Origin of the sequence: Parabacteroides leei, from assembly GCF_023369805.1 — a bacterium.
Taxonomy (GTDB): domain Bacteria; phylum Bacteroidota; class Bacteroidia; order Bacteroidales; family Tannerellaceae; genus Parabacteroides; species Parabacteroides leei.
In genome coordinates this window covers 1-25,919 of sequence record NZ_JAMBQG010000010.1, presented here as the reverse complement: position 1 = coordinate 25,919, position 25,919 = coordinate 1, and the positions used below count along the sequence as shown (strand labels likewise).

Here is a 25,919-nt window from a genome sequence, read left to right as displayed (position 1 = left end):
ATATGTAAACCGCGACAAATATAATAAAAAAACGGCCACTTCCTTTTTCGGAAGCAGCCGTTTATAATTTATCTTATGGGAAGAGATTACATCATGCCGCCCATTCCGCCACCCATACCCGGGTTCATCGGAGGCATAGCAGGACCTTCTTCTTTCTTTTCAGCGATTACGCATTCTGTTGTCAGGAACATACCAGCGATAGAAGCTGCATTTTCCAAAGCGACACGAGTAACCTTAGCAGGGTCGATTACACCTACTGCACACAGGTTTTCATATTTGTCTGTACGTGCATTGTAACCGAAGTCACCTTTACCTTCTTTTACTTTCTGAACGATAACGGCACCTTCTTTACCAGCGTTGGCAACGATCTGGCGAAGCGGTTCTTCGATAGCACGTTTAACGATTTCGATACCGGTTGTTTCGTCTTCGTTTTCGCCCTTCATTCCTTCCAATGCTTCGATAGCACGGATATAAGCTACACCACCACCAGGAACTGTTCCTTCTTCGATAGCAGCGCGGGTTGCATGCAAAGCATCGTCCACACGGTCTTTCTTTTCTTTCATTTCCACTTCAGAAGGAGCACCTACGTAAAGAACAGCTACACCACCTGCCATCTTAGCCAGACGTTCCTGCAGTTTTTCTTTATCGTAATCGGAAGTAGTGTTTTCGATCTGAGTCTTGATCTGACCGATACGAGCCTGGATAGCAGCTTTGTCGCCTGCACCGTTAACAATGATAGTAGTATCTTTGTCTACAGTGATCTTTTCGGCAGTACCCAACATATCCATTGTAGCACCTTCCAGCTTCAAACCTTTTTCTTCGGAGATAACAACACCACCTGTCAGGACAGCGATATCTTCCAACATAGCTTTACGACGGTCGCCGAAGCCCGGAGCCTTCACTGCACAGATCTTCAGAGAACCACGCAGACGGTTCACTACCAATGTAGCCAATGCTTCACTGTCGATATCTTCAGCGATGATCAACAGAGGACGTCCGCTCTGAACAGCCGGTTCGAGGATAGGAAGCAGGTCTTTCAATACAGAGATCTTCTTGTCGTAGATCAGGATATACGGATTTTCCATCTCGCATTCCATCTTTTCTGTATTTGTTACGAAGTACGGAGAGATGTAACCACGGTCGAACTGCATACCTTCAACTACGTCTACCGTAGTTTCAGTACCTTTAGCTTCTTCCACAGTGATAACGCCTTCTTTCTTCACTCTCTGCATAGCTTCAGCAATCAGTTTACCGATTGTTTCGTCACCGTTGGCAGAGATCTTAGCTACGTGTTCGATCTTTTCGAACTGGTCGCCTACTTCTTCAGCCTGTTCAGCGATCTTTTCAACCACTTTGGCAACGGCTTTGTCGATACCGCGTTTCAGGTCCATTGGGTTAGCACCTGCTGTAACGTTCTTCAAACCAACACCGATAATGGATTGTGCCAATACAGTAGCAGTAGTAGTACCGTCACCTGCATTGTCGTTTGTCTTTGAAGCCACTTCTTTAACCAACTGTGCACCCATGTTTTCGAACGGGCAAGCCAATTCAACTTCTTTAGCAACCGTTACACCGTCTTTTGTAATGTGAGGGGCACCGAATTTCTTTTCGATGATCACGTTACGGCCTTTCGGGCCTAATGTTACTTTTACTGCATTTGCCAGTTCGTCCACACCTTTCTTCAAAAGGTCGCGGGCATCCATATCGTACTTAATTTCTTTTGCCATGATTATATTATTTTTTATTGTCCGTTAATGAATTAGATAATAGCCAAGATATCAGACTGACGCATGATCAAAAACTTTTCACCGTCCAGTTCGATTTCTGTTCCTGCATACTTTCCGTACAGTACAGTATCGCCACTCTTCACAACCATTTCTTCATCCTTTGTTCCGTTACCTACGGCAACAACTTCACCTTTTAAAGGTTTTTCTTTTGCTGAATCAGGGATAATGATTCCGCCAAGTGTCTTTTCTTCTGCTGCAGCCGGCTTGATAAGCACTCTGTCTGCTAATGGTCTAATGTTCATCTTTGATATATTTTTTAATTGTTAATAATGTTATGTTTATTATGTGTATTTCTAATTCACGTTTACTTCTATACGAAATCTGTGCCAAAATAATTGGCAGGGAAAAGACTGACAAATTTGCATAACACGACAGTTAGATAGACTGACCTGACTGACAGGATGACTATCTTTATCACCTTTTTTGTTTCGAGACTAGAACAAAACTACCGGAGAAGTAGTTCACAAGTGGCTACATTTTAACTCAAAAGTAAAGTATATTACTATCTTATCGATTAATCTATCAGGAGAGTCGATACGGATCGTGCCGGAAGCAGGGGTTGATATACGCGACCGTCTATCTGAACGGAGACGGTGCGGGGCTCGTTCCCTTCGTTCGCCAGGGCTACAACGATGCTTTTATCGGGATTGATAAAAGCCATCAGATTGGCATACAGACCTGATGTTTCCAGTTTACGGGCACCGGGTTGCACATAATGGCTCAAATGTTTCATTATATAATATTCGGGAGTGAAGCGGAAAGTCTTCGTATCGGCATCCACCACCACCAACGAATTCTGCGCCCATCCCCACCGGCTGATACCGCCTTTTTCGAGGGAAATATTCCAATACATATAGGCCGAAGCACCGCTATCCAGGTAATGACGCATCAGGTTCCAAGAGTAAACGGCACCGCTCCAATCATTCTTCCCGTCGCCGCATTCCTGCTCGGTCTGATAGAGTTTCATATCGGGGTAACGTTCGTGTATACCTTTGATCGCTCCTTTTCCCGCCCATTGAAAACCGACACCTTTGACATATTCAGCACTTGCCGGATCTGTCAGGATAGTGTCGACCAGGGCTTCATTGGCACGTTCCATCGTTCCGAACATGACATTTACACCTTGTTCCTTCATAGCCGGGCCGAGATAGTTACCGATAAAGTTAGCTAAAGAAGTAGCCGTCCAGCAACAGCTGGGGAATATCTGGGCCGAGTTGAATTCGTTTTGAGGCATGACGGCAAAGATATCGATGCCTTGTTCCCGGTAGGCCTCGATGAATTTTGAGAAATACAAGGCATAAGCCTGAAGATAGAGTGAGTCCTGAATAAACATATCCGTACCTTCGTAGCCGACTTTATCGGCCGCCAGTCCGTTACGGTATTTCTCATTGAAATTCTCTCCCGTATAGGCTGATGCATAATGTTTATTGTATTTCATCCAGGAAGGCGGACACCAAGGGGAAGCCCAGATACTCAGGTCCGAATTGTATTTCTGTGCATTCCTGATAAAAGGAATCAGTGTTTGCTGATCGTTGGCGATGGTGAAATACGCCATATCGAAGTCGCCGTCTATCTCATTATAAGAATACCAGTCGCGGGAGAAATCGTTGGCACCGATCGGCATACGGCAGATAGTGAAGTTTGCTCCTATCTCGGGGAAAAAGAGTTCTTCCATAATTTCCTCCCTTACGATCGGATCGAGTTTACTCAAAGAGATCCATCCCAACTCGTTGAAGCAGGCTCCGAAACCGTCTATCTTCTGTTGCTTTTTATGGGTATGGATAATCGCATCGATCTCCGGAATGGTATCCGGGGATGCCGAGATCAGGTCATCCTGTTCCTGCCACGGTTCGTTTTCGGTAGTCGTCACCCACGAGGCTCTGGGTTGGAAAGAGCAGGAAGAAAGGCATAAAGCGATTGTGAGAATTAAACTGTATATTTTCATAAGCGGCAAATATAAAGGACAACGACTTCTCCCGTTCAAAGAGAAGTCGTTGTATTCGTTAGTTTCCTTAAGCAAATCAAAACTGTGCGATCAGCTCTTCCACTGTTACAGGCTTTTGTTCGCCTGTGATCATATTCTTCAAGTTGATCTTTCCTTCGTTCATTTCCGTTTCGCCGACGATGGCTACAAACGGGATCTTCTTCGTATCGGCATATCCCATCTGTTTCTTCATTTTGGCTGCTTCCGGGAAGAGCTCGGTACGGATACCGGCAGCACGTACCTTGGCGATAATAGGCAGCAGATAACTTTCTTCTTTCTCGCCGAAGTTGACAAACAAGAGCTGTGTTGTCTTCAATGAATCGGCCGGATACAGCTCCATCTGGTTCAGTACGTCGAAGATACGGTCTGCTCCGAAAGAGATACCGACACCTGACACACCGTCCATGCCAAATACGCCGGTCAAGTTGTCATACCGCCCGCCTCCGGTGATACTTCCGATCTGGACGTCGAGTGCTTTTACTTCGAAGATAGCGCCGGTATAATAATTCAGTCCGCGTGCCAGAGTCAGGTCGAGTTCCAGTTCGGAGTTCATAGGCAGCTGATCGATACGGTCGAGGATGAAGGTCATTTCTTCCACCCCTTTCATGGCGATCTCGGAGGCAGCCAGTTGTTCTTTCAATACGGCCAGCTTTTCGCGGTTGGTTCCTGCCAGCATGATGATCGGTTGCAGGCGGGCAATGGCTTCTTCGGTAAGGCCTTTCGAGCGAAGTTCCTCGTTTACATTATCCAGGCCGATCTTATCCAACTTGTCGATAGCGACGGTTATGTCGACAATCTTATCTGCTTCACCAATGATCTCGGCGATACCTGATAAGATTTTACGGTTGTTCATCTTGATGCAAACGCGGATACCGAAACGATGGAATACCTCATCCATGATCTGGATCAGTTCCACTTCATTGATCAGCGAGTCGGAGCCGACCACATCGCCATCGCACTGATAGAATTCGCGGTAACGTCCTTTCTGCGGACGGTCGGCACGCCATACGGGCTGTATCTGATAGCGTTTGAAAGGGAATGTTATATCATTGCGGTGCTGCACCACGTAACGGGCAAAAGGTACGGTCAGGTCGTAACGCAGACCTTTCTCGCAGGCTTTCACACCGAAACGTACAGGATTACGTTCCAGCAGCTCCTCATCGGTAATACCGGAGAAGCAATCGCCTGAGTTTAATATCTTGAAAAGCAGCTTATCACCTTCATCACCATATTTGCCCATCAAAGTAGACAGGTTCTCCATGGCCGGCGTTTCGATTTGCTGAAATCCGTACAGATGATATACATCGCGAATAGTGTTGAATATATAATTACGTTTCGCCATTTCTTCGGGCGAAAAATCTCTTGTACCTTTTGGTATAGATGGCTTCTGCATATATCGTTTGCTCTTCTTTATCGTCGGAGCTAACCGACTTTTATCTATTAAATTATTATTCGGAATGCAAAGGTAGGTATTTTGTTTCAATTTCGTAGTTTCCAAGTCAAGTTCATTGTTTTATCTGTTTCTTTTTGCGATGTTTGTAACATAATCAAAATATAACGAGACTATGAAAGAAGAAATAAAAATAGCTGCCCGAGTCATTTTGAATGGCTCGGGCAGCTATTTTTAGTGGGTGCAGCAGCCGGTTTTATCCGCAGCCGCAGTCATTTTCGTTTAGTCGCGGCTTCTTCCGCCCAGGAAAATCATTACATAATATAACAAGGTAGCCAGCGATCCCAAAGCAGCAACCACATAGGTATAAGCAGCAGAACGCAAAGCATCTTCCGCCTTATCATGTGTATAGGCATTCGTTATTCCGGCATTACTCAACCACGCCAAAGCACGCTGGCTGGCATTGATCTCGACCGGCAGTGTTATGAAACTGAACAGCGTAGTCATTGCAAACAGGATGATACCGATCAGCATCAACTGCGGAAATGTATGCAACATCAACATACCACCCAGTAATACCCAGGTCATAATGTTAGAAGAGAAACTTACGATCGGAACCAAAGCCGAACGCATCTTCAGCGGACCATAAGCCGTTGCATGCTGTACCGCATGTCCACATTCATGGGCTGCCACAGCCGCAGCAGCAATACTGTTACTATAATATACCGACTCGCTCAGGTTTACCGTTTGATTGGCTGGATTGTAATGGTCTGTCAAATGTCCGGGAGTGGAAATCACCTTCACATCATAGATGCCGTTATCGTGCAACATCTTTTCAGCTATATCCTTTCCGGTCATCCCGTTAGGCATAGGAATTTTAGAATACTTCTCAAACTTGTTCTTCAGTCGGGAAGACACCAGCCAGCTTAACAAGGCAAAACCAATAAATATAATCCAATACATGCTCATAATGCTCTAATTAATTAAGTGTTATATAAGAAATGTCTTACAAAAAGTCTGCCAGAAACAAAAATGGCAGAAGATAGGCCTGCTTAGAGGTGGTCTTCTGCCATTTTGTAATAGTATTTTATGATTATTCTTCGGTATAGCGGATAATTGTCTGTTCACGGTCAGGTCCCACTGACACGATCTTAACAGGAACACCCAGCTCTTCTTCAAGGAAAGCAAGGTATGCGTTGAATTCTTCAGGGAATTCGTCTTCGCTCTGCATCTTTGTCATGTCTGTCTTCCAACCCGGCAGTTCAACGTATACAGGTTCGATCGTATCGTCGATCTCAAACGGGAATTCAGTTACTTCTTCACCGTTGATCTTGTAAGCGACGCAAGCCTTGATCGTATCGAAACTGTCGAGAACATCGCTCTTCATCATGATAAGCTGGCTTACACCATTGATCATGACTGCATATTTCAAAGCAACCAGGTCGATCCAGCCGCAACGACGTTTACGTCCTGTTACAGAACCGAACTCATGTCCCAGTGTACAAAGCTGATCGCCTGTTTCGTCGAACAATTCTGTCGGGAACGGACCGCTACCAACACGTGTACAGTAAGCTTTGAAAATACCGTATACTTCACCGATATTACGCGGAGATACTCCTAGGCCGGTACAGCATCCTGCACAGATCGTATTCGAAGAAGTTACGAACGGATAAGAACCGAAGTCGATATCCAGCATAGTACCTTGTGCGCCTTCTGCCAAAACAGACTTACCTTCTTTCAGGTAGTTGTTTACAACATGTTCGCTATCGATCAGGTTGAACTTCTTCAGGTATTCCAATGCTTCAAACCATTGAGCTTCCAGTTCTTTGATATCGTAAGAATAATTCAGTGATTTCAGGATTGCTTCGTGGCGTGCTTTAGCGGCAGCATACTTTTCATCGAAATTATGCAACAAATCACCGACACGAAGGCCGTTACGGCTGATCTTGTCTGTATATGTCGGACCGATACCTTTACCAGTCGTACCGATTTTGCCGGAACCCTTAGCAGCTTCGTAAGCAGCATCCAGCATACGGTGAGTAGGAAGGATCAGGTGTGCCTTCTTGGAAATACAAAGTTGTTTGGTCAGGTCGTGACCACTAGCTGCAAGCGCTTCGGCTTCCTGCTTGAACAATAACGGGTCGAGAACGACACCATTACCGATTACATTCACCTTCCCCCCCTGGAAAATACCTGACGGAATAGAACGAAGGATATACTTTTCTCCGTTAAATTCCAATGTGTGTCCTGCATTGGGACCTCCCTGAAAACGAGTGATTACATCGTAGTTAGGAGTCAATACGTCGACAACTTTACCTTTGCCTTCGTCACCCCATTGCAATCCTAATAAAACATCTACTTTCATTTTGTCTTTATAATAGGCTGTTAATATTCTTATTTGCCAATTCTCTGTTGAAGCTTAAACTTGCATTTACTGCATATCCCGTAAATGTATAACGAATGAAACTCGGGTGTGAAACGGGATATCTTCAAATTGCCGACATCCTTTTTCAACACGCTGTCCTTCATTTCCCTGATTGTCCCGCACTTCATACAGATCAAATGCAAATGCGTTTCTGCCAGGGCCCGCAGTTCATATTGAACCGACTGGGCATTTAGTTGATGCCTCACAATTATTCCGCCGTCTTCCAACACATCCATTGTATTGTAAAGCGTTGCCTTACTCACATGAAAATGTGTTTCTTCCAGCTTTTCCTGAAGTGAGTACATGTCGAAATGACCAGAGAAACGGCATATGCATTCAAAGATGGCATATCTTTCCTCGGTCTTTCGTAGTTTTTTCTCAGTCAGATACTCCGTAAATGACTGTTTCAGTTCTATGTACTTCTTTTCATCCATTCTGTTGCGACACCACGCGACCGACAAAGTTAGCGCATTTATTTTAAACGCAAAGCCTTAGCTATAATATTCAAATTCAAATTTTAAATCATTATAGATTTCTTGCTTTTCCGGAGAGGTCGCCAGCTCCGGAAAATCTTCGAAACTACTTAATATCTGCCTGGCATGGCGGTCGGACTGACGGCCGTAAAATTTCATTGCTTTTACAGCGGCCTGTATCTCTTTCCACGATGCACCGAAGTCTGTCCACAACACCGTACGCAAAGATTCAGCCAAAAAAGCGGCCTTTACAGGCGGGGTTATATCTTTTCCCTGTCGGAACAGTTCGCCCCATATCAGGTAAGCCACTGTCCGGGCATATTCGTCTTTCGTATTGAAGACAAGTCCGAGCGTCAGGTTTTCGACATACGGAAGTTTGCTAAAAAGGGTACGGCTGCATTGCTCGGCAATTTCCAGATAAGGAATTTCCTTCACCCACTGCTCCGCCTGTTTGAACGAAAACTCTCCGACCGGTTGCAGTAAAGGAGCCAGCAATTTAAACTCACGGATATCCTCTTTCCATAAAGCGGCTGCCAGTTCGGAATTGGATTCGTGCCTGGCCGCAATCTGCTTGACTTCGGGCAGAGGAACACCGAAGTTCAGTTTATAAACTACGCCCTTCTCGCGCATACTGGTGGAGATCACCCCATTCATAGCCATGCGGAGTTGAGTACGTATTTCTCTTAATTGGTCTTGCAGCATAGCTTAGTCGTTGTAAGATGGGAGGAATGAATAATCTTTGCTGTAACGGAGCATCTGTTCGGTATAGCCTTCCGTATAGTCGAGTACGATATCGGTTACTTCGCCTTTATCGTTCTTCACTTCTTTCATTACCGGGTTCACGAAACCTTTGTACGGGGCCAGGTTCAGTTTAGCATAACGGGCAAGCACCTCGTCATGTAATGTCTGATCTACCTTTACGGCATAATCTTCCACCAGCTGCTTACCGGCGGCAAAGTCTCCTTCGCTCTTGATACGCTGTACTTCGGCCAAAAGAGTTCCGAACAGTTTACGTAACTTTTCATAATCGTTGACCACAACATACGTCTTACCGTCACGCTTCTTGTATTCAATCACGTTGTCGGCTTTACCGTTCTCATAAGCCCACTTGGCTATCAGCTGACGGTTACGCATATGGGCTTCTTCTACATCTTTGCCTGCTTCGATACGGACAAGCTGGGTCATCAGACCGTTCATGATGTATTTGTAATACTCGGCTTTATAGGCTTCGCCATCCGGAACCAATCCCAGTTCTACCAGCTTCGGGTCCCCCAGGTAATAAAGCCCGAACAAGTCGGCACGCGCTTCCTCCAGAGTAGAATCATAGGCTTTCAGCGCACCCGATTCAGTGTCAGGCAAAAGCTTGCCGGAGCCGTGTCCCAGACATTCGTGCAGGTCGGTATGCAGATTATCGGTCAGGAAACCGTATTTATTGAGAGCTTCGCGCTCCGTATCACTCCAGATAAATTCTTCATTGAAACCGTTACCTTGCGATGCCTTATCGTAAGCCTCGGTTATATTCTCAATAGTAACGGATTTAGAACCGTGATCACGACGTATCCAGTCTGCATTCGGCAGGTTGATACCGATTGGAGTAGCCGGGTAACAATCACCACCCAGCATCGATATGGTAATTACTTTAGCACTTACCCCTTTTACCTTTTCTTTTTTAAAGCGGCTGTCTACCGGAGAGTGATCCTCAAACCATTGGGCGTTATCACTGATCACCTTTGTCCGTTTAGTCGCTTCTTTATTGATAAAATTGACAGTCGACTCCCAACTGGCTTTCATACCCAGCGGATCGCCATACGTTTCGATAAAACCGTTAACGAAGTCCACATCCGAAACTGTATCTTCTACCCAAAGAATAGAATAAGCATCGAATGTCTTCAAATCTCCCGTTTGATAATAGGCGATCAACTTTTCGATAATTGCTTTCTGCGCTTCATTTTCGGCAAAAGGGACAGCCTTCTGAAGTTCTTTAACAATCTGCTCGATCGCAGCAGAGTAAAGACCGCCTACTTTCCAAACTTTCTCTACCACCTTACCGTTTTCTTTTACCAAACGGCTATTCAGCCCGTAAGAGATCGGAGTGATGGTATCCTGACCGACCTTCATCGCTGCATAAAAATCTTCCACCTCTTTCTGAGTGATACCTCCGCCATAATAATTGTTGGCTGATGCTTGTATCCAATCCCGATCTCCGCTCTGAACGGTACGTTTGGGCAAAACTGTCGGATCAAAGATTACCGGGGAGATTTCTGCGATGAATTGTTCGAGCGTTTGTCCCTCACGTAAAGGTAATTCTGCTGCATTCACCTGCTCCAGGCAACTCTTGAAAAACTCAGGAGTGAAGCCGGGAGTAAACTTATCCTCTGCATAATGATGATGGATACCGCTCGAGAACCATACCCGTTTCAGATAAGTTTCCAACGCCTTGAACTGCGCATCCTCACGGTTACCCTTATATTCCTTATAGATAGTTTCCAATGTACGGCGGATCGGCAAGTTGTAACGACAGTTCTGATCGAAGAATATGTCGCGTCCCATCTGTGCCGCTTCTGCCAGATGATATAATAACTGTTTTTGTTTTAACGAAAGAGACTCGAATCCGGGAACCTGGTAACGAAGGATCTGCAGGTCGGCGAACTGGTCTACCACATAATTAAATTTTCCCTGCGGTGCCTGTCCTTTATTTTCTTTCGGACCGGCACAAGCAGTCATTGCCATTGCTGTCATAAGCGATACAAATATATTTTTCATACTATTACAATTTCTTTTTATTCGTCGACTCCACCAGTGCGATGGTCCTTTTGCAAAGGTAATAAACAAATCTCCGATATCCTATTTTCCACATCTCCTTTCGCGCAAAAAACAGCAACAACCGTTACCATTACAATTACAATTATTACAATTATTTTTTTGCACTATTGCCGCTCTTTATAGAAGTTAATAATATATATTATTAAAATTAACATACCACATTTTCCAAAGAGCATTACGGAAAAATTAATTGTAATAATTGTAATGGCGTAAGCAAGGGATGCACAAAAACATAGTTTTCTTCAGTGAAAAACCCTGTTTTACGAGGCGAGAAACCCTGTTCACTGTTTTTCACACTTTAGGTACTCTCCTCGTTGTGCAACTGACGCAAGGAGACGTATCTTTGCATCAAATCAAAATTGTAGTACCTTTGTCATCAATATGTTCTAAGAATATGGAAATAGCAGCATTAGTATCAGGAGGTGTGGACAGCTCTGTAGTTGTCCATCAGTTGAAGGAGGCAGGATACGATCCTACCATCTTCTATATCCGCATCGGTATGGAAGATAAAGACGGATATATCGACTGTCCTGCCGAAGAAGACATAGAAATAACATCTTATATAGCACGCAAATACGGTTGCCGCTTCGAAGTGGTATCTCTGCATGACGAATATTGGGACAAAGTGGTCAGCTACACGATCGACTCGGTGAAACGCGGCCTCACTCCCAACCCGGACATGATGTGCAACAAATTTATCAAGTTCGGTTGCTTCGAAGAGAAATGGGGAAAAGACTTCGACAAGATCGCAACCGGCCATTATGCCACAACGACCGAGATAGACGGCAAAGTATGGCTTTCTACCGCCAAAGACCCGGTAAAGGATCAGACCGACTTCCTCGGACAGATCACCCGTCTTCAAATCCGGAAGCTGATGTTTCCGATCGGCCACCTGATGAAATCCGAAGTACGCGCCATCGCCGCCGAACAGAAGCTACCCAGTGCCATGCGTAAGGACAGCCAGGGCATCTGCTTCCTAGGCAAGATCAACTATAATGACTTTATCGAACGTTACCTGGGAAAACGTGTCGGCAAGATCGTCGAACTGGAAACAGGTAAAGTTTTAGGTAAACACAACGGTTACTGGTTCCATACGATCGGGCAGCGCAAAGGTCTCGGATTGAGCGGCGGTCCCTGGTTTGTTATCAAGAAAGATATCAAACGCAATATCATCTACGTCTCCAACGGCTACGACCCGGAAACACAATACGGCAAAACGATCAACCTGCACGGTTTCGACTTCATCACTGAAGACCCGTGGGGAGAGTTCACCGACGAGAAGGAGATCACCTTCAAAATCCGCCATACCCCGGACTTTACCCCGGGACGTATCCGCCGTATCGGAGATTTGTATCGTATCGAGTCCGAGAACAAAATACAGGGTATCGCCCCCGGCCAGTACGGTGTTGTCTACGACAAAGACCATCATCTCTGCCTGGGTAGCGGTATGATAATCGACGAAGAAAAATAAACCTTTGTCAATAATTATACTTATCTTTGTATCAGACTATAATATAAACAACTATGGAAACAACAACTTTAAAAACATTCGAAATCTCCATTCCCGAAAAATACGTATCTGCTATACGTAAACTGGTAAAAAGTATGGGAGGAAGCATCACGGTTCGCAAAGAAAAGAAATGTGGATTGGACGAGGCTTTGGAAGATGTAAAAGCCGGAAGAGTATATTCTTATTCTAATGTAGACGAAATGTGGAAGGATCTTATAAAATGAGATACAGACCTGATACGACTCACAAATTCAACAAAGACTTCAAACGTTGTAAGAAAAGAGGCTATAACATGAACCTTTTACGTAACGTGATTGATATCCTTTGTGAAACAGGTACACTCCCTCCTTCGTTTCGCCCACACAAATTAAGCGGCAAATACGAAGGCCTGTGGGAATGCCATATCCAATCGGACTGGCTGTTAGTCTGGGACCAAAACGATACGGAATTAATACTTTTATTTACAGATACCGGTTCTCATGCCGATCTATTTTAGATAAAAAAAGAGTACATTCACATATTATGTACTCTTTTTTTATTTAAAGCACTTACAAAATAAGTTTATCCTAAACTTTCCTCATTATCCCTGGTAGTTTTTAATGGCTGACAATTATCAACCACTAATTTCCCGCCATAGTAAATCCATTTAGTATGCTATATAAATCTAATCAGATAGGATAGAAAAATAAATTTATACCTAATCGGTTCATTTTTCCTTACTTTCATTTGGTTTATAATATAAACCATTTTATATTTGCAGTGTGTAAGTGAGAAATGCGCAGCTCCTTGCACTTTTTTAATCCATACATAGTTTATGATATAAACTATTTTACAAACAACAATTAAAGAGAAAACGACAATGGAAGCAACAGTAAACTCAAACAAGAAAAACAATTCATTTCCAGCGCAGCTGAAGATGAACATCCTCCGCTATATCGTTATATGCTGCTTTTTGGCAGTAGTAAATTATGTCACAAGTCCATATTACTGGTGGGTTTTGTGGGTAATTGCCGGTTGGGGCATCAATCTGGGATTAGAGATCGCGAGTCATTATATGATTAAAGAAGAGGAGGAAGAAAAATGAAACGAACAATATTACTAATTATCATGGCAGTGTTTTTTACCGGCAGCATGGCCTGGTCGCGGACCATTACAGTAAAAATCAGTAATATCCGAGGAGATAACGGCATGATCCTCGTCATGGCCCAGTCAGGAAAAGAAAGCAAACCCGTATACGGTATGGCTAAACCCGAAAAAGGAGAAGCCACCGTCACACTCGAAAACGTAGAATGGGAACAGTTCGACCTCTCAGTCTTCCACGATGAGAACGGCAATCATAAAATGGATTTCACAGACGACCATAAACCGGCCGAAGGATATGTCATGAAAAATTGCAAAACCCCAAAAGAAGAAGAGACAGTCAAGCTTAAATTATATTATCCTTCAAGCGAATAATATCATGAAAAGTATTTTATTCATCCTGTTCTTTTTCGCTGCCAGCTTTTCGGGGATAGCCCAAAAGCCGGCAGGAACGACGGTTTACTCCGGACATATAACGGATGGACCGGGAAAAAGGATTGAATATGCCACCATTGTTCTGTTGAAAGATGATATGCAGAAAGCCGGGGCTACGACCAATGATGAAGGTGACTTCAAACTGGAAGTAAAAAACGGAACTTATACTGTCGTCACCCAATGTCTCGGATACGATCCGGTGCGGAAAACTGTCCGGTTACCGCTCTCCCATCCCGATACCATTTCACTGAAACAATCCTCCTATGCCTTGAAAGAGGTTGTGATACAAGCTAAAAACATTGAACGGAAAGCCGACCGCTTCATATTATCCGTTTCCCCTTCCAGCGGGAAAGACGGAACCGAGTTACTCTCGCAGGCTCCCGGCGTATGGCTGACGGACGAAAACATATCCATCAATGGTGCGCAAGGCACAAAAGTTTTTGTCGACAACCGGGAGATCAAACTCACCGGCGAAGAACTTCTCTCCTACTTGCGTTCCATGAAATCGGAAGAGATCAAACGGATAGAAGTCATCCCCATTGCCGGGGCAGAATATGAGGCGAGTACCCGTGGCGGGATCATTTCGATCACACTCCGGCAGCGACAGAACAACGGCGTGCAAGGAAATATAACGATGGGGACGGCTTTATCATCTTCCCTGAACCGTTATCTGCCTTCCGCGACATTGAACGCCCGTATGGGAAAATGGACGGTAAATGCAGCGGCATCAGGCTCTTTCACTCCTAAAAACAATAGTGCAATGACTTCCTCCAGAGAATACACAAACGATAGCGACCATTTTTCGAGTTTTTCCGAATTCGATACCCGTTCGAACTACGGAACCGGACGTATCAGTTCCATTTTTGAAATCGACACACTCAACAGTATCGGTGCAGAAATAGAATATATCGGACAAGTTTCCAAAAGTAGTTCTTACAGCGAAACAGAATTAACGAAACAAGGTTTTCTATTGAACAGTACAGGTGATTATTATCAGAAAGACGACTATAATACGTTATCCGCCACGGTAAACTACCTGCATAAACTCGATAATAAAGGTTCCGTCCTTAAACTGATCACGGATTACGCCAATAAAAAGTCGACCGGAAAGAACAACTATTACACCATGCAGAAAGAATGGCATAGAGACAGTACATACAGGAGCAATTCGAATGCAACCTACCAGATCGTCACTTCGGACATCTCGCTCAGGAAATATGTCGAAAAGGGAATGTCACTGAACACCGGCCTGAAGTACACCTTTACATTCATGGACGATAACGCATGCTACGAAGGTTTGTCGGAAAACCAACAATGGAACGTAAACCCGGGATATGGATACGCGCTCAAATATAAAGAGAACATCTTCGGAGCATACGCTTCCTTTTCTGCCGATGTCAACCGCTGGTCGTTCATCGCAGGCGTAAGGGGAGAATATACCCGGACATCCAATAAAAGCGACCACATCGACCGGGATTATTTCGACCTTTTCCCGAACCTGAATATCACATATGCTTTCAACAACCTGAAAACATGGATGCTTGTCGGACAATATGCCCGCAATATCGAACGTCCGGCGTTCTACACCCTGAATCCGAACCGCCTTCAGACATCCGATTACAGCTATAACATCGGTAATCCTTATCTGAGGCCGACGTATATCCACCGTTTCAGTGCCACCGTAGTCTACAACTACCGTTATACACTGACTATCGGCGGTAACCTGCACCACGACCTGATCCGCGAATTCTGTAAACAGGATGCAACCGATCCGGATGTATCTTATATCACCTATGAGAACCATAACATCGAAAACCATTGGTTCGTCGCAGCCAACATACCGTTGCAACCTACCCCGTGGCTCGACCTGACGGTTAATTTCGTAGGCGTAAAGCAAGATATCCGCATGACGGAAGAAGCCGCTTTCGCAGATCATTATCTGGCCTTTGTCAACATGAATACGTCTTTCCGATTGCCGGAAGACATCACATTGGAAGCTCAGTACAACGGAACAAGCCGCCTGTATTCCGGAAACAGCGAAATCGCCTCCCGCCATATATTCAGCCTGTCCGCGCGAAAAAAATTCGCAGGCAACCGCTTCCTGTTAACAGCATCGGTCAACAACATCTTCAACCGCTACAATTATTTCGTGAGCCATATCGATGCATATACGACACGGAGCCATTACGAAAGCGGCAGCCTGGGACGTACATTCAAAGTCTCCCTGACCTGGAACTTCAACAGCGGTCGGAAGATTAAAAAGAAAACGGTAGAGCGAAGTCCCGACTCGGAAAGAAACCGGTTAAACGAAAAATAAACCGGAATGATTGACTGTTAAAAACAATGACATTATCTTTGAACAAACATATTAAGAACAAAATAAAAAACATATAAAATCATGGAAGAAAGAACACTAAACGAGAAAGAGAGCCTGGCGCTCATCACTCAAATGATAAACTCCAGTAAAAAGAACATGGAGATTGGGCAAGGGAATATCATGCTAATATATGGCTATTTCACAACGGTCCTATCAATCGTTTTATTTGCACTGATTAGTCTGACACACAACTTTATATGGAGTTGGGGATGGATGCTGATGTTCGTTATATGGCCGATAATGTCTTACAGACAAAGACAAAAACCTCCGAAAGTAGTGACTTACACCGACAAAGTCATCTCAAAGGTATGGCAGGTAATGGGATGGATGTTCATCGTTACTTTTCTGACGATCGGTATCATCGAATTTAGTTTCGCCCGGTATATCGACTTTATCCTGATGCTGCCGCTCTCTTTGATTTATTGCGGAATCGGCGTTTCCATTACCGGCATTATCATACAGGAGCGCTGGATGACTTATACACCTCTGATTGCTTTTATTATCGCAATTTATATGCTCACCATGCTGACGATTGGCGAAAAAGCGACAACTTTATGGTATCTTTACTTCGGTTTATCGTTCGTGTTTATGATGATCATACCCGGACATATCGTCAACAATAAAGCCCAAAAGCAATGTTTAAAGAACTAGATCCGCTACTTCACTCACAATTACGGCTCGCCGTGATGTCTATACTTCTTTCGGTCGAGGAGGCGGATTTTGTCTACCTGAAAGAAAAGACACAGGCAACGGCCGGCAATCTGAGTGTGCAGATAGATAAACTGAGCGAAGCCGGCTATATAGAAGTTGAAAAGAGTTTTGTCGGAAAGAAGCCTCGCACCACTTGCCGCATAGCACCTCCCGGCAGGCAGGCATTCGAAAACTACGTCAATGCCCTGAAAGGATATATCGGGGAATAAGCATAAAAAAACAGGCACGGAACCACCAGTAAATGTGTAATCCGTGCCTGTTTATTATTTTGTATAAAATCAAATAGCATACAAAGAACTGATAGACTCGCCACTGCAAACACGACGGATTGCTTCGGCAAACATATCAGCAACAGACAATACCTTCACCTTTTCGCATTTCTTAGCGTAAGGAATAGAGTCTGTAAAGATCATTTCAGTCAGCGCCGACTGGTCAACACGTGTTGAAGCCGGATCAGACATAACAGCGTGGCTGGCAATAGCACGAACCGACTTCGCACCGTTCTCCAACATCAGGTTGGCAGCCTTCGTGATTGTACCGGCTGTATCCACCATATCGTCTATTAAAAGGACATCCAAGCCTTCCACATCACCAATGATACGCATTTCTGCCACCTCATTGGCACGTAAACGTGACTTATGACAGATAACCATCGGTAATCCCAGATACTTGGAATAGCTGCTGGCACGTTTCGTACCACCCACATCCGGAGTAGCGATACACAAGTTATCGAGAGGCAGTTCGCTTTTAATATAATCAAGGAAGATGGAAGAAGCATACAAGTGATCCACCGGAACATTAAAGAATCCCTGAATCTGGTCAGCATGTAAGTCCATCGTAATCAAACGGTCGATACCGGCTGTACTCAACATATCAGCGATCAGTTTCGCACCGATAGACACACGGGGTTTATCCTTTCTGTCCTGACGGGCCCAACCAAAATAAGGAACGACAGCAATTACAGAGTGTGCAGAAGCACGTTTAGCAGCATCAATCATCAGGAGAAGTTCCATCAGATTGTCCGAATTAGGAAATGTTGATTGAACCAGGAACACATCGCGGCCGCGGATAGACTCTTCGTAAGAAACTGAAAATTCACCGTCAGCAAAGTGTTGAATGTTCATCTGTCCCAGAGGACAACCAAGACTATTGCAAATTTTCTCTGCAAGATACCGGGAGTTGGTTCCCGAAAACACCAAGAAAGGAGTTTGTGCACTCATTATTCCGAATATTTATCTTAAGTAAATAGATTTGAATTGTGGTGCAAAAGTACAAAACTTATTTGCAATAATCTCCTTATCTTCAGAAAACTTTCAACAAGAAGGGCGAGTCACCCCCGCCCCTCTTATCAGTATTTCGTATGTAAACCCATTATTTCTTATACGTAAACTTCAGTAGCTTACCGGAATAGGCAGGAAGAGTCAACTGAAACGGACAAGCCGCCGTCAGTGTACTGATACTCGTTTCTCCCGTCAGCAAATCGGTCAGGACAGCTGCCTTATTATCGTCAAATCCAAGCGAATGAAATGCTTCCGATGGAATTTTCACCCGTACGGTCTGCTCGCTCTTATCGAAATTGACAACAACCAGCAACACTTCGTTCTGGTATTTACGCATAAACACATACTGGCGATTCGCGTTAAAATACGGATTACGTGAGTTGGCATACATCAGGTCGTAGAACGCCCCCGAGGTAATAACCTGTTCTGTTTTAGCGATGTTCAGTATTTTTGCATACTTCGTACGAAGAAGACGCTGCTCGGACGTCAGTTTGCCGCCATCGAAAGTGCCATCGTTGATCCAGTTACGCAGGCTTTCCACACTCCAATAATCGAATATCGTGGTACGGCCGTCGCACCCGCTGAAACCTTCTTCATCCATACCCGGCTCACCCAGTTCCTGACCGCTATAAATCATCACCGGATTGGTATTCATGGTGGCCGACAGGATCATACCCGGAATACCCGGACGCGGATCACCGGCAAAGAAGTAAGACGCCACCCGCTGCTCGTCATGGTTTTCAAGAAAATTCAGCATGTGTGGCTGTATACCTTCCAGGGCTTGCCAACAGCCGGAAATATTAGTTGCCGGAGCCTGGTTGCACATCACGGCACGTATGGTATCATACAGGCCTACCTTATCATACAGATAATCGAAATGGCCGTTGAAGATATAATTGCGGTATTCGTTCGGGTTATACACTTCGGCGATAAAACAAACATTATATTTCTCTTTCACCTTCGGAATCACCCAATTCCAAAACTCTACCGGGACCATTTCCGCCATATCGCAACGGAAACCGTCGATACCCTTTCCAGCCCAGAACAGAAGGATGTCAAGCATCTTCGTCCAGGTATTCGGTATCGGGTCGAAATGGCAGATGCCGCCATTCACATAATCCACTCCATAATTCAACTTCACGGTTTCATACCAGTCGTTCCGGCCGGGGGCTGCATCGAAATGGTTGTTACCCGTTACTTTAGCCGGAAACTCGCTGTATTCAAAATCTTCCTGGTTGGCGCCGAAATGCAGCTGCAAAGGCTGTCCGGGAATATAATAGAAGTTGTTGTTTATGTCGAAAGCTTTCGTTGTATTGTCATGCTGTCCCAGGTCTTCCACAAACGAAAGACGCGCATCCGAATGATATTCGCGTGCCACATGGTTCGGAACAAAGTCGATAATCACTTTCATTCCTGCATCGTGCGTCCGTTTCACCAATGCCTCAAACTCCTTCATACGGTCGGGCACCCGGTCGGCCAGGTCAGGATCGATATCGTAATAATCTTTTATGGCATAAGGAGAACCTGCCTTCCCTTTTACAACAGCGGAATGATCCTTGCGTATCTGGTAAGCAGTATAATCCGTTTGGGTAGCATGTTCGATCACACCGGTATACCAAACATGCGTAATACCCAGCTCCTTGATCTTTGCCAACGCCGTAGGAGTAAAGGCTGAAAATTTGCCTACTCCGTTTTCCGCAATACTACCGTTTTTCACCAATGGAAAGGTTGAATTTCCAAACCAGCGGGGAAAGACCTGATATATAATCATTTTGTCCTTTTGTTTCATCGCTTTTATCAACTTTTAAGTTATCGGTAAAAGTTACTCCGACGCAAGCCGGGTCCAATCACGGCATAAGGATATTCGTCTTATGGGATGTAATTGCTTTTACCAGAGTTTCATATTTATTTTCTTGTATCACCAGTTCGAATGCCCGGACAGCGGCAGAATAACCGATTTTGGAAATCTGATCCACATTCTCCAGATCGAAGGTTTTATACATGCCGAATTCTTCCGCCTCGATCAATACGTCGCACATTTCGCGGTCTTCTATCGTATTGGCGCGGAACATATAATGATACGAACGCTCGGCAATATGGAAGATCGTCTGTTTGTATTTCTGTGAAACAAGCGGACTCACGTTCACCCCGATCACCCTTTCGCACGAATCGCGGATAATGGAAACCGGGAAGTTATGGAACAGACCGCCGTCTACATAATGCACCCCATTGATAACCACCGGGCTAAAAATAATAGGTATACTGCACGAAGCAGTAACAGCTTCCACAATCGGCCCGCTACGGAACTCATGGCTTTCACCATTATCGAGGTCGGTAGCCATTACAATCAGAGGGGTCTTCAGTTCTTCAAACGTTTTTGCTCTCAAATGGCGTCGTAAGAAATGACGGAAACGTTTGCTGTCAAACAATCCCGACTTGGGAAGTTGAAGCTGTGCAAACTCGGAGAATTCACGGCCGCTAAAAAGTTCTTTTATCTCGTCTGCCGAATAACCGTCGGCAAACAAAGCACCCATCAACGCACCGACACTCGTTCCCACGATTACATCAGGCATCAATCCACACTCTTCCAATAATTTAAATACACCTATATGTGCAAATCCCTTTGCGCCTCCTCCACTCAGGGCCAGGCCCAACTTATAGGTTGTCGTATGGTTTGAATCTTGCGTCATTGTATGTCTCATCTTTTTAACGGTAACAAATATGCTGTTTTTTTTAGAATGAAACAGTATTATTTCCAAAAAAGTTTCTCTACGTCTTTATTTTTGTTACATTTACGGTGACTGAAACAAGGCTTTGAAAGCCTTCTTCCGAAAGAAACTTTTAAATCGAACTGCTATGATAACAAGTATTTTTTGGATTATTCCCGTTGCGTCGATCCTGGCGCTGGTATTTGCCTGGTTCTTCTTCCGGCAAATGATGAAAGAGAGTGAAGGAACGGAAACGATGGCAAAAATCGCCTCGTACGTACGTGAAGGTGCGATGTCGTACCTGAAACAACAATACAAGGTAGTAGCTTCGGTTTTCCTTGTATTGGTCATCCTGTTTTCCATTATGGCCTATGGTTTCGGCGTGCAGAACGAATGGGTTCCCATCGCCTTCCTGACCGGCGGTTTCTTTTCGGGGCTGGCCGGATTTCTGGGAATGAAAACAGCCACGTACGCTTCCGCCCGTACCGCCAACGCTGCCCGTAGCTCCCTAAACAAGGGTTTGCAGGTAGCCTTCCGCAGCGGGGCCGTGATGGGACTGGTAGTAGTCGGACTCGGACTGCTCGATATCTCTTTCTGGTATTTCCTGTTGAATGCCCTTATCCCCGACGAAGCATTGAATCCTACACATAAACTGACCATAATCACTACCACCATGCTGACCTTCGGTATGGGAGCCTCCACCCAGGCCCTCTTTGCCCGTGTGGGAGGTGGTATCTATACAAAAGCTGCCGACGTGGGTGCCGACCTGGTAGGTAAGGTTGAAGCCGGCATCCCGGAAGACGATCCGAGAAACCCGGCAACCATTGCCGACAATGTAGGCGATAATGTAGGCGACGTTGCCGGTATGGGCGCCGACCTCTATGAGTCGTACTGCGGTTCTATCCTGGCCACGGCTGCCCTGGGTGCTGCCGCTTTCGTTTCTTCCGGTAATGTGGAAATGCAATACAAGGCAGTTATCGCCCCGATGCTGATCGCCGCTGTAGGTATCATTCTTTCCATCATCGGAATATTTGCCGTACGTACGAACGAGAATGCCACGATCCGGCAATTACTGAAAGCGCTGGCCGTCGGCACCAACCTGAGTTCGGCTTTGATCGCCATTTCCACCTTCGGCATCCTGTATCTGCTGGGACTCGACAACTGGTTCTGGATCAGCTGCTCGGTTATTATTGGTTTGCTGGTCGGCATCGTGATCGGGCAGGCTACGGAATATTACACTTCACAATCGTATAAACCGACACAACGGGTATCCGAATCCGGATTGACAGGACCGGCCACCGTTATTATCTCGGGGCTCGGGCTGGGAATGATGTCTACCGCCATTCCGGTATTGGCAGTTGTCGTAGGTATCATCTGCTCCTTCCTCTTTGCTTCCGGTTTTGATTTCAATAATACCGGAATGGGACTTTACGGTATCGGTATAGCTGCTGTCGGAATGCTATCCACCCTGGGTATAACATTGGCTACGGATGCTTACGGGCCGATAGCCGACAATGCCGGGGGAAATGCCGAAATGTCCGGCCTGGGAAAAGAAGTACGCAAACGCACCGACGCCCTCGACTCGCTGGGGAATACCACGGCTGCCACAGGTAAAGGTTTCGCCATCGGTTCGGCTGCCCTGACGGGACTGGCATTACTGGCTTCCTATATTGAAGAGATAAAAATCGGCCTCCTGCGACTGGGCGAGACCGTTCTTTCGTTTGCCGACGGACGCACGATAGAGATTTCAAAAGCCTCTTTCTCCGACTTCATGGTTTATTATGATGTCACATTGATGAACCCGAAAGTGCTGTCTGGCATGTTCCTCGGATCGATGATGGCTTTTATGTTCTGCGGATTGACAATGAATGCCGTCGGCCGTGCAGCCGGACATATGGTGGAAGAAGTACGCCGTCAGTTCCGTGAAATACCGGGTATCCTGACCGGAAAAGCGGAACCCGATTATGCCCGTTGCGTAGAGATTTCCACCAAAGGGGCACAGCATGAAATGGTCGTACCTTCACTGCTGGCTATCATTGCCCCGATATTAACCGGACTGATATTCGGTGTGACCGGAGTGATCGGCCTGTTGATAGGCGGTCTGAGTACAGGATTTGTACTGGCCATCTTCATGGCAAACGCCGGTGGAGCCTGGGACAACGCCAAGAAGCATGTAGAAGAAGGCAACCACGGCGGCAAAGGCAGCGAAGCCCATAAAGCAACAGTTGTAGGCGACACGGTAGGCGATCCGTTCAAAGATACCTCCGGCCCCAGCCTGAATATCCTGATCAAACTGATGAGTATGGTAGCCATTGTGATGGCGGGGTTGACAGTGGCGTGGAGTTTGTTTTAAAGACAAATAGGATAGAACAGTTCACATTCTTAACAACGAAAACCCAGGGAGACGAATCCCCCACTTTGCACCATGATAGTGCCCTTGCTAGCTCAGTCCTAACATACTGCACTCTAAAAAAGGATAATCGAAGCTCATCCCAAGTCGGATGGGCTTTGTTTCTTTTTAACTACCCATTGAAAGCACAAACCAAGATTTGCCCGTATCTTTGCAGCCGGTAAAACAAAAAAATAATCCGTATGTCAATCTCACGCTTTAATGCAGTGGAGAAAGCTTCCAACCGTAAGGCCGTAGAAGCCATCACTCCCAAACAGAAAGTATCCGAGTACTATGGCGAGAACGTATTTAACCGTAAGGCTATGCAAAAGTATCTCTCCAAGGAAACGTACAAAGCCCTGACCCACGCCATTGATAATGGAACACCTATCGACCGGGAAATAGCCAACCATGTAGCTGCCGGTATGCGTATGTGGGCACTGGAAAAAGGAGTAACCCATTACACACACTGGTTCCAACCGCTTACCGACGGAACTGCCGAAAAGCACGACGCTTTTGTAGAACACGACGGCAATGGCGGTATGATCGAAGAATTCAGCGGCAAACTGCTCGCCCAGCAGGAACCGGACGCATCCAGTTTCCCTAACGGCGGATTGCGCAACACGTTCGAAGCCCGCGGATATTCTGCCTGGGACCCCTCCTCTCCCGCATTTATTGTAGACGACACCTTGTGTATCCCGACTGTATTTATCGCTTATACCGGTGAAGCGCTCGACTACAAAACACCGCTTATCCGCTCGGTTGAAGCTCTGAACAAAGCAGCCAAAGAGGTCTGCAACTACTTTAACGAAGATGTTCATAAAGTGATCACCTACCTGGGCTGGGAACAGGAATATTTCCTGGTAGACGAAGAATTGTATTCGGCCCGTCCCGACCTGTCACTGACAGAACGCACGCTTCTCGGACACGAAAGTGCCAAGAATCAGCAGTTGGACGACCATTATTTCGGTGCTATCCCTTCACGCGTACAGGAATTCATGAAAGACCTGGAAGTGGAATGTTACAAGCTGGGTATCCCGGTGAAAACCCGTCATAACGAGGTTGCCCCGAACCAGTTCGAGTTGGCACCGATCTATGAAGAATGTAACCTGGCGAACGACCATAACCAACTGTTGATGTCGGTCATGAAACGTGTTTCGCGCCGTCATAATTTCCGCGTACTGCTTCACGAAAAGCCTTTTATGGGTGTGAACGGTTCGGGTAAGCATTGTAACTGGTCGATGGGGACCGATACGGGCATCAACCTCTTCTCGCCGGGTAAAGACCGCGAAGACAACCTGCGTTTCATCACGTTCATCGTTAATACGCTGATGGCCGTTTATAAATATAATGCCTTATTGAAAGCAAGTATCGCTTCTGCGACCAACGCACACCGTCTGGGAGCCAACGAAGCGCCTCCCGCTATCATATCTTCTTTCCTGGGAACGCAGATCAGCGAAGTACTGGATAAATTCGAGAACAGTTCGATCGAGGATGCGATCGAGGTAGATGACAAGAAACGTCTGAGCCTGGGCTTCGGACAGATACCGGAATTACTATTGGATAATACCGACCGCAATCGTACCTCTCCGTTCGCTTTCACGGGAAACCGTTTCGAGTTCCGTGCACCGGGTTCTTCCGTAAACTGCGGCTCGGCTATGCTGGCTGTCAACTCGGCAGTCGCTCATCAGCTTCAACAGTTCAAGAAAGATGTAGAAACACTTCAGGCTGCCGGAAAGAGCAAAGAAGTGGCTATCTTCGAAACACTGAAAGCATATATCAAAGAATCCAAACCGATCCGTTTCGACGGCAACGGTTACTGCGACGAATGGAAGAAAGAAGCTGCCCGTCGCGGACTGGATTGCGAAAACAGCGTTCCACTACAATACGATGCTTACCTGAAACCGGAAGTGATCCGCATGTTCAAGGAAACTGGCGTATTGAATGAAAAGGAACTGGAAGCCCGTAACGAAGTGAAATGGGAAATTTATATTAAAAAGGTACAGATCGAAGCCCGCGTATTGGGCGACCTGTCGATGAACCATATTATTCCGGTCGTATTGCATTACCAGTCTTTACTGCTCAGCAATATCACCAAGCTGAAAGAGACATTCAGTCCGGAAGAATACGAAGACTTGTCAGCCGAACCGCGCCGCCTGGTACGTAAAATTTCCAAACACGTAAATGCCGTAACACGCATGACGGACGAAATGATCGAAGCCCGTAAGAAAGCAAACGTCATAACCGACCTTCGTAGCAAGGCGATCGCTTATCATGATACGGTTGTTCCGTTCCTGGACGATATCCGCGAGCATATCGACGAACTGGAACTGATGGTGGATAACCAGATGTGGCCGTTGCCGAAATACCGGGAACTGTTATTTATCCGGTAAGAAACAGATAAATACGATTCTAAATACAAGAGGTTGTGTCAAAACTCTGGCACAACCTTTTTTTATGCACAAAGCCCAGACTTTCACAAGCCCGGGCTTTGTTATTACCCAAAGTTTTTGTATCTTTAGGCATAAAGTTTTTCGTTATGGCAAA

22 protein-coding genes are annotated in these 25,919 nt (G+C 45.6%); 10 read left to right on the top strand and 12 right to left on the bottom strand.

Features of this window, described 5'->3' with window-relative positions; genetic code table 11:
- Positions 1 to 86 precede the first annotated feature (86 nt).
- From groL to M1P97_RS14900, 9 genes are all read right to left on the bottom strand, one after another.
- Positions 87 to 1,727, bottom strand: a complete 1,641-nt coding sequence (gene groL, locus M1P97_RS14940; protein WP_195371051.1) for a chaperonin GroEL — start codon at positions 1,725 to 1,727, stop codon at positions 87 to 89.
- Between the two features lie 32 nt (positions 1,728 to 1,759).
- Positions 1,760 to 2,029 carry a co-chaperone GroES gene (locus tag M1P97_RS14935; RefSeq protein ID WP_195371049.1) on the bottom strand — a complete coding sequence of 90 codons (270 nt, stop codon included), beginning with the start codon at positions 2,027 to 2,029 and terminating at the stop codon, positions 1,760 to 1,762.
- Positions 2,030 to 2,301: 272 nt separating this feature from the next.
- On the bottom strand, positions 2,302 to 3,732 hold the full coding sequence (locus tag M1P97_RS14930; protein ID WP_249389500.1) for a glycoside hydrolase family 30 protein: 1,431 nt from the start codon (positions 3,730 to 3,732) through the stop codon (positions 2,302 to 2,304).
- A gap of 76 nt (positions 3,733 to 3,808) precedes the next feature.
- Positions 3,809 to 5,164 carry a histidine--tRNA ligase gene (gene hisS / locus M1P97_RS14925; protein WP_249389564.1) on the bottom strand — a complete coding sequence of 452 codons (1,356 nt, stop codon included), beginning with the start codon at positions 5,162 to 5,164 and terminating at the stop codon, positions 3,809 to 3,811.
- Between the two features lie 279 nt (positions 5,165 to 5,443).
- Positions 5,444 to 6,130 (bottom strand): zinc metallopeptidase, encoded by a 687-nt coding sequence (locus M1P97_RS14920; RefSeq protein WP_195371045.1) that lies wholly within the window; start codon positions 6,128 to 6,130, stop codon positions 5,444 to 5,446.
- A 124-nt stretch (positions 6,131 to 6,254) separates the two neighbouring features.
- Positions 6,255 to 7,526, bottom strand: coding sequence for an adenylosuccinate synthase (locus M1P97_RS14915; RefSeq protein WP_195371043.1), 1,272 nt, complete (start codon positions 7,524 to 7,526; stop codon positions 6,255 to 6,257).
- 29 nt (positions 7,527 to 7,555) lie between these two features.
- Positions 7,556 to 8,020 (bottom strand): Fur family transcriptional regulator, encoded by a 465-nt coding sequence (locus M1P97_RS14910; RefSeq protein WP_249389499.1) that lies wholly within the window; start codon positions 8,018 to 8,020, stop codon positions 7,556 to 7,558.
- Positions 8,021 to 8,077: 57 nt separating this feature from the next.
- Positions 8,078 to 8,761 carry a DNA alkylation repair protein gene (locus tag M1P97_RS14905; RefSeq protein ID WP_249389498.1) on the bottom strand — a complete coding sequence of 228 codons (684 nt, stop codon included), beginning with the start codon at positions 8,759 to 8,761 and terminating at the stop codon, positions 8,078 to 8,080.
- Positions 8,762 to 8,764: 3 nt separating this feature from the next.
- Positions 8,765 to 10,822, bottom strand: a complete 2,058-nt coding sequence (locus M1P97_RS14900) for a dipeptidyl peptidase 3 (protein WP_249389497.1) — start codon at positions 10,820 to 10,822, stop codon at positions 8,765 to 8,767.
- 454 nt (positions 10,823 to 11,276) lie between these two features.
- On the opposite strand from M1P97_RS14900, the gene mnmA reads away from it, so the two are divergent.
- The 8 genes from mnmA to M1P97_RS14860 all read left to right on the top strand — a co-directional run bounded on the left by mnmA (position 11,277) and on the right by M1P97_RS14860 (position 17,204).
- Positions 11,277 to 12,353: a tRNA 2-thiouridine(34) synthase MnmA gene (gene mnmA / locus M1P97_RS14895; protein ID WP_195371035.1), complete on the top strand. Its 1,077-nt coding sequence runs from the start codon at positions 11,277 to 11,279 to the stop codon at positions 12,351 to 12,353.
- 53 nt (positions 12,354 to 12,406) lie between these two features.
- Positions 12,407 to 12,616: a hypothetical protein gene (locus tag M1P97_RS14890; RefSeq protein WP_195371033.1), complete on the top strand. Its 210-nt coding sequence runs from the start codon at positions 12,407 to 12,409 to the stop codon at positions 12,614 to 12,616.
- Positions 12,613 to 12,888 (top strand): type II toxin-antitoxin system RelE/ParE family toxin, encoded by a 276-nt coding sequence (locus M1P97_RS14885; RefSeq protein ID WP_195371031.1) that lies wholly within the window; start codon positions 12,613 to 12,615, stop codon positions 12,886 to 12,888. Before M1P97_RS14890 ends, M1P97_RS14885 begins: the two co-directional genes overlap by 4 nt.
- A 363-nt stretch (positions 12,889 to 13,251) precedes the next feature.
- The gene (locus tag M1P97_RS14880; RefSeq protein ID WP_195371029.1) at positions 13,252 to 13,476 is read left to right on the top strand and encodes a 2TM domain-containing protein; all 225 of its coding nucleotides are present in this window, start codon (positions 13,252 to 13,254) and stop codon (positions 13,474 to 13,476) included.
- Positions 13,473 to 13,847, top strand: coding sequence for a DUF2141 domain-containing protein (locus M1P97_RS14875; protein WP_195371027.1), 375 nt, complete (start codon positions 13,473 to 13,475; stop codon positions 13,845 to 13,847). The genes M1P97_RS14880 and M1P97_RS14875 overlap by 4 nt, the downstream gene beginning before the upstream one ends.
- Before the next feature lie 4 nt (positions 13,848 to 13,851).
- The gene (locus tag M1P97_RS14870) at positions 13,852 to 16,224 is read left to right on the top strand and encodes an outer membrane beta-barrel family protein (protein WP_249389496.1); all 2,373 of its coding nucleotides are present in this window, start codon (positions 13,852 to 13,854) and stop codon (positions 16,222 to 16,224) included.
- Between the two features lie 81 nt (positions 16,225 to 16,305).
- Positions 16,306 to 16,935: a hypothetical protein gene (locus M1P97_RS14865; protein WP_249389495.1), complete on the top strand. Its 630-nt coding sequence runs from the start codon at positions 16,306 to 16,308 to the stop codon at positions 16,933 to 16,935.
- Complete coding sequence (locus M1P97_RS14860) at positions 16,920 to 17,204, top strand: winged helix-turn-helix domain-containing protein (protein ID WP_075556209.1); 285 nt, start codon at positions 16,920 to 16,922, stop codon at positions 17,202 to 17,204. Before M1P97_RS14865 ends, M1P97_RS14860 begins: the two co-directional genes overlap by 16 nt.
- 69 nt (positions 17,205 to 17,273) lie before the next feature.
- On the opposite strand, the gene M1P97_RS14855 is transcribed toward M1P97_RS14860, so the two are convergent.
- The 3 genes from M1P97_RS14855 to M1P97_RS14845 all read right to left on the bottom strand — a co-directional run bounded on the left by M1P97_RS14855 (position 17,274) and on the right by M1P97_RS14845 (position 20,965).
- Positions 17,274 to 18,215: a ribose-phosphate pyrophosphokinase gene (locus tag M1P97_RS14855; protein WP_195371023.1), complete on the bottom strand. Its 942-nt coding sequence runs from the start codon at positions 18,213 to 18,215 to the stop codon at positions 17,274 to 17,276.
- 151 nt (positions 18,216 to 18,366) lie between these two features.
- Positions 18,367 to 20,064, bottom strand: a complete 1,698-nt coding sequence (locus tag M1P97_RS14850; RefSeq protein WP_195371021.1) for an alpha-amylase family glycosyl hydrolase — start codon at positions 20,062 to 20,064, stop codon at positions 18,367 to 18,369.
- Positions 20,065 to 20,122: 58 nt separating this feature from the next.
- Positions 20,123 to 20,965 (bottom strand): patatin-like phospholipase family protein, encoded by an 843-nt coding sequence (locus M1P97_RS14845; RefSeq protein WP_075556206.1) that lies wholly within the window; start codon positions 20,963 to 20,965, stop codon positions 20,123 to 20,125.
- Positions 20,966 to 21,131: 166 nt separating this feature from the next.
- Here M1P97_RS14845 and M1P97_RS14840 point away from each other — a divergent pair, with 166 nt between their 5' ends.
- Both M1P97_RS14840 and M1P97_RS14835 read left to right on the top strand, forming a co-directional pair.
- Positions 21,132 to 23,336, top strand: coding sequence for a sodium-translocating pyrophosphatase (locus tag M1P97_RS14840; RefSeq protein WP_195371019.1), 2,205 nt, complete (start codon positions 21,132 to 21,134; stop codon positions 23,334 to 23,336).
- Positions 23,337 to 23,575: 239 nt separating this feature from the next.
- Positions 23,576 to 25,765: a glutamine synthetase III family protein gene (locus tag M1P97_RS14835; protein ID WP_249389494.1), complete on the top strand. Its 2,190-nt coding sequence runs from the start codon at positions 23,576 to 23,578 to the stop codon at positions 25,763 to 25,765.
- Positions 25,766 to 25,919: the final 154 nt, after the last annotated feature.

What these genes read in the sequence shown, in the direction of transcription:
- M1P97_RS14840 (WP_195371019.1), top strand. Translation starts at nt 21,132, where the DNA reads ATGATAACAAGTATTTTTTGGATTATTCCCGTTGCGTCGATCCTGGCG.
- M1P97_RS14930 (WP_249389500.1), bottom strand. Translation starts at nt 3,732, where the DNA reads ATGAAAATATACAGTTTAATTCTCACAATCGCTTTATGCCTTTCTTCC.
- M1P97_RS14905 (WP_249389498.1), bottom strand. Translation starts at nt 8,761, where the DNA reads ATGCTGCAAGACCAATTAAGAGAAATACGTACTCAACTCCGCATGGCT.
- M1P97_RS14885 (WP_195371031.1), top strand. Translation starts at nt 12,613, where the DNA reads ATGAGATACAGACCTGATACGACTCACAAATTCAACAAAGACTTCAAA.
- M1P97_RS14850 (WP_195371021.1), bottom strand. Translation starts at nt 20,064, where the DNA reads ATGAAACAAAAGGACAAAATGATTATATATCAGGTCTTTCCCCGCTGG.
- M1P97_RS14835 (WP_249389494.1), top strand. Translation starts at nt 23,576, where the DNA reads ATGTCAATCTCACGCTTTAATGCAGTGGAGAAAGCTTCCAACCGTAAG.
- M1P97_RS14920 (WP_195371045.1), bottom strand. Translation starts at nt 6,130, where the DNA reads ATGAGCATGTATTGGATTATATTTATTGGTTTTGCCTTGTTAAGCTGG.
- M1P97_RS14910 (WP_249389499.1), bottom strand. Translation starts at nt 8,020, where the DNA reads ATGGATGAAAAGAAGTACATAGAACTGAAACAGTCATTTACGGAGTAT.
- M1P97_RS14915 (WP_195371043.1), bottom strand. Translation starts at nt 7,526, where the DNA reads ATGAAAGTAGATGTTTTATTAGGATTGCAATGGGGTGACGAAGGCAAA.
- M1P97_RS14855 (WP_195371023.1), bottom strand. Translation starts at nt 18,215, where the DNA reads ATGAGTGCACAAACTCCTTTCTTGGTGTTTTCGGGAACCAACTCCCGG.
- M1P97_RS14900 (WP_249389497.1), bottom strand. Translation starts at nt 10,822, where the DNA reads ATGAAAAATATATTTGTATCGCTTATGACAGCAATGGCAATGACTGCT.
- M1P97_RS14890 (WP_195371033.1), top strand. Translation starts at nt 12,407, where the DNA reads ATGGAAACAACAACTTTAAAAACATTCGAAATCTCCATTCCCGAAAAA.
- M1P97_RS14845 (WP_075556206.1), bottom strand. Translation starts at nt 20,965, where the DNA reads ATGACGCAAGATTCAAACCATACGACAACCTATAAGTTGGGCCTGGCC.
- hisS (WP_249389564.1), bottom strand. Translation starts at nt 5,164, where the DNA reads ATGCAGAAGCCATCTATACCAAAAGGTACAAGAGATTTTTCGCCCGAA.
- groL (WP_195371051.1), bottom strand. Translation starts at nt 1,727, where the DNA reads ATGGCAAAAGAAATTAAGTACGATATGGATGCCCGCGACCTTTTGAAG.
- M1P97_RS14935 (WP_195371049.1), bottom strand. Translation starts at nt 2,029, where the DNA reads ATGAACATTAGACCATTAGCAGACAGAGTGCTTATCAAGCCGGCTGCA.
- mnmA (WP_195371035.1), top strand. Translation starts at nt 11,277, where the DNA reads ATGGAAATAGCAGCATTAGTATCAGGAGGTGTGGACAGCTCTGTAGTT.
- M1P97_RS14880 (WP_195371029.1), top strand. Translation starts at nt 13,252, where the DNA reads ATGGAAGCAACAGTAAACTCAAACAAGAAAAACAATTCATTTCCAGCG.
- M1P97_RS14865 (WP_249389495.1), top strand. Translation starts at nt 16,306, where the DNA reads ATGGAAGAAAGAACACTAAACGAGAAAGAGAGCCTGGCGCTCATCACT.
- M1P97_RS14860 (WP_075556209.1), top strand. Translation starts at nt 16,920, where the DNA reads ATGTTTAAAGAACTAGATCCGCTACTTCACTCACAATTACGGCTCGCC.
- M1P97_RS14870 (WP_249389496.1), top strand. Translation starts at nt 13,852, where the DNA reads ATGAAAAGTATTTTATTCATCCTGTTCTTTTTCGCTGCCAGCTTTTCG.
- M1P97_RS14875 (WP_195371027.1), top strand. Translation starts at nt 13,473, where the DNA reads ATGAAACGAACAATATTACTAATTATCATGGCAGTGTTTTTTACCGGC.